4 protein-coding genes are annotated in these 4648 nt (G+C 69.0%); 1 reads left to right on the top strand and 3 read right to left on the bottom strand.

What is annotated here, in order from left to right; genetic code table 11:
* Together IJH84_RS01035 and IJH84_RS01030 are read right to left on the bottom strand one after the other, a co-directional pair.
* Positions 1-537 (bottom strand): siderophore-interacting protein (locus IJH84_RS01035; protein ID WP_295139138.1); only part of this gene is annotated, 537 nt, incomplete at its 3' end.
* Between the two features lie 31 nt (positions 538-568).
* A complete protein-coding gene (locus IJH84_RS01030; protein WP_295139141.1) occupies positions 569-3037 on the bottom strand; it encodes a transglycosylase domain-containing protein in 2469 nt (822 codons plus the stop codon).
* A 214-nt stretch (positions 3038-3251) separates the two neighbouring features.
* Between IJH84_RS01030 and IJH84_RS01025 the strand changes: the two genes are divergently transcribed.
* On the top strand, positions 3252-3551 hold the full coding sequence (locus tag IJH84_RS01025; RefSeq protein WP_200068231.1) for a WhiB family transcriptional regulator: 300 nt from the start codon (positions 3252-3254) through the stop codon (positions 3549-3551).
* Between the two features lie 68 nt (positions 3552-3619).
* On the opposite strand, the gene IJH84_RS01020 is transcribed toward IJH84_RS01025, so the two are convergent.
* Positions 3620-4648: ArsA-related P-loop ATPase (locus IJH84_RS01020; protein WP_295139133.1), on the bottom strand; the 1029-nt coding region annotated here is incomplete at its 5' end.

Raw genomic sequence — 4648 nt, 5'->3', positions numbered from 1 at the left:
TAATTTCCTGCTGCCGATTGAAAAATTGCAACTCCCTGTTGTGTTCAAAATACTCTTTACATCCATACCGGCTGATAAATTTTGCAACGCGGTCTCGTCCCCGGCGAGCACGAGCCGATCGGCCGCGGGGTCCGGCGCGTAGGACGGGCTCGGCCCGACCGCCACCACCTGGTCGCCCGGGGCCGCGGTGGAGATCCAGGACGCGCCCGGCGCCTCGTGCTCGTGCACCACGAAGTCGATCGCGAGCTCGTGGGCGGCCGGGTCGAACCAGCGCACCGTGTAGGTCCGCTGCTTAGGTTGCTGCTCGCGGGGCAGCGCGAACACCTCGGCGCGGTCGCGGCCCAGCGGAGTCGGTCGCCCCGGCCGCGGCAGGCACAGCTTGATCCGCTGGTCGCTGCCGGTGCTGTCGAAATCCGCCAGCTCCGGGCCGCCGAGCACCATCCGCAGCATCCGCGGCGTCAGCCACCGCACCGACCGGACCTGGACCAACCGGTACCGGGAACGCACTCGCCGGATGCTCGCCCGCGTGTCCACCACGAACGCCGAGTCTAGGCAGCGACCGAGTCGGCTACGGAGGGGAGTTCCCCGGCGGCGGCGCGGCGGGAGGATTCGGCGCGGGACCGCCCGGCGCGGGCTCTTCCGGCTGTTCCGGCGGGCGAGCAGGCTCCTCCGGTGGCCGAGCAGGGGGAGGCGGGGCCGGTGCGGTCGACGGCGGCGGCACGTAGCCGGTGCTCACCGACAGCGTCACCGTCTCGCCGGGCAGCGCGAAACCGCGCGGCGTCTGACTGGTCACCGAGCCCTTGCGCCGCTCGCTGTTGATCGAGCGCTTCTGCACCTTGTAGCCGGCCTTCTCCAGCGACGTCGTGGCCCGGTCCGCGCCGAGCCCGACGACGTTCGGCACCTGGAACTCGTCGCCGCCGTTCTTGTAGCGCTCGTTGACTGGCGGCAGCGGGATCTCCGGAAGACCCTCGTGGATCGGTTTCATCGCGTCGAACCAGGTGCGCGCAGGCACCTTGCCGCCGTAGATGTTGCCGCCGTTGGCCCCGCACAGCGTCGGCGGCGTGCTGTCGCAGATCCCCTGCGGCCGGTTGCCGTCGGAGAACGTCAGCACCGCACCGGCGAATTGCGGTGAGGCGCCGAGGAAGCCGGCCGACTGGTGCGCCTCGGTGGTGCCGGTCTTGCCCGCGATCGGCCTGCTCCAGCCCGCGCCCTGCGCCGCGGCGTGCGCGGTGCCGCCCGCCTGGTCGTCCTGGCTCATGCCGACGACCATGGCGTTCGCCAGTTCCTTGTCCACGGCCTGCTCGCACGGATCTTCGGTGATCTTGACCTGGTTGCCCTGCCGGTCGGTGATCTCGGCGATCGGTGTCGGCGGGCACCAGGTGCCGCCGCTCATCAACGTGGCGGAGACGTTGGCCAGCTCCAGCGGGCTGGTCGGGCCGAAGCCGAGGGTGAACGCGCCGATCTTCTTCTGCTTGACCACTTCGGCCATCGACGGCCCGTTCGAGCCGTTCGGCGTCAGCGGATCACCGCTGAGGTTCGACTGCTGCAGCGTTTGGCGCATTCCCAGCCGGGTCGCCATGTCCACCGTCGGATTCAGCCCCACGCGCTCTTCCAACGCCACGAACGCCGTGTTCGGCGAAGTCGCCAGCGCCTTCTGCAAGGTGCGCGGGCCGGGAGAGACGCCTTCGGCGTTGCCCACCGTGTAAGGGGCGGTGCCGTTCCGGAAGACCTTGGAGGTGTAGGTGCCGGGAGCTTGGATGGTGTTCTGGATTCCCATCCCCTTCTCCAGCGCCGCGGCCGCGGTGAACACCTTGTAGATCGACCCGGCGCCGAATTTGGCCACACCGCTGGGCAGTGCGTAAGAGGTCTGGCCCTTGTCCGCGTCGTTGCCGAAGTCGCGGTTCGCGACCAGCGCGCGCACCCGGTGCTTGTCGCTGCCCGGTTCCACCACGGCCATCACGTTCGCGATGCCTTCGGTGTCCTTCGGCACGTGCTTCTCCGCGGCGGCCTTGGCGGCGCCGGTCGCTTTGTGATCGAGCGTGGTGCGGATCGTGTAGCCGCCGGACCGCAGTTCCTCCTCGGAGAATCCGGCGTTCTGCAGGTAATCGATGACGTATTTGCAGAAGAAGCCGTCCGCGGGGCCCGCTCCGACGCAGTTGTTCGGCAGCGAGTTCAACGGCTGCACCAGGCCCAGCGGCGCCCTGCGCGCTTGCTCGGCGGTCGGTGCGTCGATGCGCTGCTGCGCCTCCATCGCATCGATCACGAGGTTGCGGCGAGCCAGCGCCTCGTCCGGGTTGGTCTCCGGGTTCAGGGCGCTGGGGCTGTTGACCATCCCGGCCAGCAGCGCGGACTGCGGGATCGTGAGCTTGTCCGGGGTGCTGTTGAAATAGGTGCGCGCCGCGGCGGCGACCCCGTAGCTCTGGTGCCCGAACGGCACGACGTTCAGGTACCGCGCCAGGATCTCCTCCTTCGGCAGCCGCTTTTCCAGCTGCAGCGCGATCCGGATCTCCCGCAGCTTGCGCGCCGGGGTCTGCTCGACGGCCTTGGCCTGCTTGACCGGATCGTCGGCCGCGGTCACGTGCACCTGGTAGTTCTTCACGTACTGCTGGGTCAGCGTCGAGCCGCCCTGCGCGATCTCACCGGACATCTGGTTGGTGACCGCCGCGCGCACCGTGCCCGGCCAGTCCACGCCCTGGTGCTCGTAGAACCGGCGGTCCTCGATGGAGATGATCGCGGCCTTCATCGGATCCGAGATTTCATCCGGCGCGACCGGGGTCCGATTCTGCTCGTACAGGTAAGCGAGCGGAGTGCCCGCGCGATCGGTGATGGTCGTGGCCAGCGGCGGTTGCTGGGTCATCAATTCCGCGGAGATGTTGTTCACCGCATCGCCTGCGCGGTTGGAGACCACGCCGAGCGCGCCGGCCATCGGGAAGAGCATCCCCGCGACCAGGACTCCCGCCAGCACGCACAGACCGAACAGCTTCAGCAACCCGTCCCGGACACGCACGCGGGCAAGCCTAAGCCGGGTGCCGGACATCAACACGGCGTCGCCGGGCACACCCCCCGATGTGATGAGGGTCAAACATAACGGAGCGACAACCCTTGTTTGGCCGTGGAACCGAAAGGATCTAGAGTTCGTCCACGTCCAGCGACAGCATCGTTGCGGCGCGCCATGCGCCGCAGCATCCGGTGCCGGGGGGCTCCGGACGAAACAAGTCGCCGACGATCCAGTGAGGAGCTGGGGGAACCTTATGTTGGAGCAGGGGGATTGGCGGGTTAACGCCGCTTGCCGGGACGAGAATCCCGACCAGTTGTTCGTACGTGGGGCTGAGCAGCGCAAAGCACGGATGATCTGCTTCGGCTGCCCGGTGCGCACGGAGTGCCTCGGTGAGGCGCTCGACAACAAGATCGAATTCGGGGTCTGGGGCGGAATGACCGAGCGGGAACGGCGCGCGTTACTGCGTCGCCGCCCGGACGTCCGCAACTGGCGCGAGCTGCTGGAAGCCGCGCGTCAGGACTACACGGATATCGACGAGTACCAGGTGGGCTGAAACTCACCCGGATGCCGGATCGGGCGGCCCGCTTTCCGGGTCGCCCGCACCGGAAATTGCGGAAATGATCATTCCGCGGCGAGTCGCCGCCCGATCTCGCGCAGCCCGTCCAGGTCGTGCACGTCCGCGGGCAGTGCCGGTACGCCCACCAGCGACACCTCCGGGTGCGCGCGGGTGAACCGGGCGAGCATCCGGCGTTCCCGGTCGCCGATCGCGACGCGGTCGGCGTGCACCCGCAGGACCGCCGCGGCCAGCTCGGCGTTCCCGGTGGCTTCGAGCTCCTCTGCCGCCGTGGTCGCGCGCGTCCCGGTCAGCTCGGCGAACACGGGGTGCGTGCGGTTCGCGATCAGCCCGGCCAGCGGCATGTTCTCGGTGCTGAGCCGTTCGACGAAGAACGACGCCTCGCGCAGCGCGTCCGGTTCGGGCGCGGCGACCACCAGGAACGCCGTGCCCGGCGAGCGCAGCAGCTGGTAGGTGTTCTCGGCGCGTTCCCGGAAACCGCCGAAGGTCGAGTCGAAGGCTTGCACGAACGCGGACGCGTCCGCGAGCAGCTGACCCCCGATCACGGTGGAAACGGCCTTGGAGAACATGCCGAACCCGGCACCGACGATCTTGCGCAGGCCCTTGCCGCTCGCCTTGGCCGGGCTGGACAGCAGCCGGATCAGCTTGCCGTCCAGCACCGTGGACAGCCGCTGCGGCGCGTCCAGGAAGTCCAGCGCGGATCGGCTCGGCGGGGTGTCCACGATGATCAGGTCCCAGCTTCCGGTAGCGGCGAGCTGGCCCAGCTTCTCCATCGCCATGTACTCCTGCGTTCCGGAGAACGAGGTGGAAATGGTCTGGTAGAAGGGGTTCTCCAGGATCTGCTGCGCCCGGTCCCGCCCGGCGTGCGCGAGCACCATGTCGTCGAAGGTGCGGCGCATGTCCAGCATCATCGCGTTGAGGTCGCCGTCGGGCTCGAACCCGTCCAGCACCACCTGCCGCGGCTGGTTGCCCAGTTCCCGCATCCCGAGCGCCTGCGCCAACCGGCGCGCCGGGTCGATCGTGAGCACCACGGTCTTGCGGCCGCGCTCGGCGGCGCGCACCGCCAGCGCCGCGGC

It is taken from the genome of Saccharopolyspora sp., assembly GCF_017434145.1.
Taxonomy (GTDB): domain Bacteria; phylum Actinomycetota; class Actinomycetes; order Mycobacteriales; family Pseudonocardiaceae; genus Saccharopolyspora_C; species Saccharopolyspora_C galaxeae.
This window is presented reverse-complemented; position numbering and strand designations above follow the sequence as displayed.